Here is a 2,324-nt window from a genome sequence, read left to right as displayed (position 1 = left end):
TGTCAGCGTCGGATAAATACTCCCCACTTTCGTCGAAGTAATTTTCCCCAGTTGTCGCTGGTGTTGCGTAGCGCGGCGTAGCCGCGCTACGCATCGTCTGATCGTCGACCATCTCCCCGTTCATGCACCTGCTGACGGGGAGACCGATGATCGATCTGGGAGACGTAATGACGATTCTGGAACTGCACCGGCAAGGGCTGAGCATCTCCGCCATTGCCGCCCGACTGGGTATGGATCGCAAGACGGTTCGCAAATACATCAAGGACGGCGTTCGGACGCCACGGTATGGCCCGCGCGCACCGCGACCGAGCGTGGTCGATGCGTACGTCCACTACGTGACGGAGCGCGTGCACGCTTTCCCGGAGCTCAGCACGGAACGGCTGCTGCGTGAGGTTCGGGCGATGGGCTACCAGGGCGGGCGTACCGCGCTGGGAGACCTCGTACGCGAGATCCGTCCGTCGCGTGCGCGTGGTTTCGAGGTGCGCTTCGAGACCCCGGCTGGCCAGCAGGCCCAGGTCGACTTCGCGCACTTCAACGTCGAGTTTGACGATGCCCCTGGTCAACGCCGCTCAATCTGGCTGTTCTCGATGGTCCTTGGACACAGCCGGTATCTTTGGGGACGCTTTGTCGAGCATCAGGATCTGCAGACCGTGCTTCGCTGTCACATGGAAGCGTTCGAACACCTGGGTGGTGTACCGCACGAGATCCTGTATGACCGGATGAAGACAGCGGTACTGGGCGAGGCCGAGAAGCACGTCGTCTACAACGCGAAACTGGTGTCGTTCGCACAGCACTACAGCTACGCACCGCGTGCCTGCAAGCCCTATCGGGCCAAGACCAAGGGCAAGGTGGAGCGGCCTTATCGCTATATCCGGCAGGACTTCTTCCTTGCCCGCCGGTTCCAGAACCTCGGGGACCTCAACCGGCAGTTACGCGAGTGGCTCGATACGGTCGCCAACGTCCGGGTGCATGGCACGACGCATCGCGTCATCGTCCAGCACTTCACCGAGGAACAGCCTTCCCTGCAACCCCTGCCAGCCGGCACGTTTAACGGCGTCATCCGGCTCGAGCGACGCGTGAGCCATGAGGGCCTGGTGTCCGTCGGCGGCAACTATTACAGCGTGCCTGATCGCACGCGCAGGCGCACGCTCGAAGTACACAGTCTGGCGCACGAGATCCGCATCTACGAGAACGGCGAGCTGCTCGCCGTGCACGCCGTACTTGAAGGCAGACGGGAGACCTCGACGCTCCCCGGGCACCGACGCTCACATCACCGCCAGCAACAGGCGGCACAGCGCGTCGCATCACCAGCCACCTCATCCGTAGCTCGCCGCCCGCTGTCGTTCTATGACCAGGTGGCCCAGCGCCTTGCGGGCACACGGAGGTCTGCATGAACAGCATGCCTGCATCGACACTCGAGCGGATTCGGCGCTATCTCGTCGGTCTGCATATGCCGCGTGCGCTCGAAGCACTTGACGCGACACTGACACGGTTTGAACAGGGCGACAGTTCCATGCTGGAGGTGCTCGAAACACTGCTCGGCGAAGAGTTCACCACGCGCGAAACGCGGCGCATCAAGATGGCATTGCAGACAGCACGGCTTGGCACGATCAAGACGCTGGCTGGCTACGACTTCAGCTTCCAGCCGAGTCTGGATCGAGACCGGATCATGGCACTCGCGCAACTCGAATTCATCGAGCGGCGTCAGACCGTGCACTTCCTCGGTCCTCCGGGAACCGGAAAGTCGCACTTATGCATCGCCCTGGGCATCGAGGCCGTCCGCGCAGGCAAGAGCGTGTACTTCGGCACGCTCGCCGAAATCGTCGCTTCCATGGCCAAGGCCGAACGCGAAGGCAACCTCACGCAACGCGTGCGCTTCCTGGCTCGCAACAGCCTGCTCATTGTCGATGAAATCGGCTACCTGCCCATCGGCTCAAATGGCGGCAACCTGTTCTTCCAGCTCGTCAACGCCTGCTACGAACGCTGCGCCATCATCCTCACGTCAAACCGCAGCTTCGGTGAATGGGGCGAGGTATTCGGCGACAGCGTCGTTGCGGCCGCACTGCTCGACCGGCTGCTCCATCACGCTGTCGTCGTGCATATCGAAGGATCGTCCTATCGACTGCGCGAGCACGCCGATCTGCTTCCCGATCACTTGCGCAGCCGTCCTTCCGCCCTGAACCCGGCGTCAGCCGGACCCGTCCACCGACAGCGCGGTCGTCCCCGAAAGGAGCAGTCCGATCAGAAAACCGGCTGATCACCGTGCATATTGGGTGGGGATTTTTACTTCGACACTTCTGGGGAAATTACGGTCGACGTTGACA

2 protein-coding genes are annotated in these 2,324 nt (G+C 62.1%); both read left to right on the top strand.

Annotation, left to right across the window (positions count from 1 at the left end):
• Nucleotides 1-146: 146 nt before the first annotated feature.
• Nucleotides 147-1,394 (top strand): IS21 family transposase, encoded by a 1,248-nt coding sequence (gene istA / locus J8I87_RS43725; protein WP_209938849.1) that lies wholly within the window; start codon nt 147-149, stop codon nt 1,392-1,394.
• The gene (istB, locus tag J8I87_RS43720; RefSeq protein ID WP_209938848.1) at nt 1,391-2,257 is read left to right on the top strand and encodes an IS21-like element helper ATPase IstB; all 867 of its coding nucleotides are present in this window, start codon (nt 1,391-1,393) and stop codon (nt 2,255-2,257) included. Before istA ends, istB begins: the two co-directional genes overlap by 4 nt.
• Nucleotides 2,258-2,324: the final 67 nt, after the last annotated feature.

Source organism: Paraburkholderia sp. LEh10 (genome assembly GCF_017814945.1).
Lineage (GTDB): Bacteria > Pseudomonadota > Gammaproteobacteria > Burkholderiales > Burkholderiaceae > Paraburkholderia.
The sequence above is the reverse complement of the archived record's forward strand: the minus strand, read 5'-3'. Positions and strand labels throughout refer to the sequence as shown.

Bases quoted from the DNA above. Each gene is read 5' to 3' on its own strand.
- istA (WP_209938849.1), top strand. From the start codon at position 147: ATGATCGATCTGGGAGACGTAATGACGATTCTGGAACTGCACCGGCAA.
- istB (WP_209938848.1), top strand. From the start codon at position 1,391: ATGAACAGCATGCCTGCATCGACACTCGAGCGGATTCGGCGCTATCTC.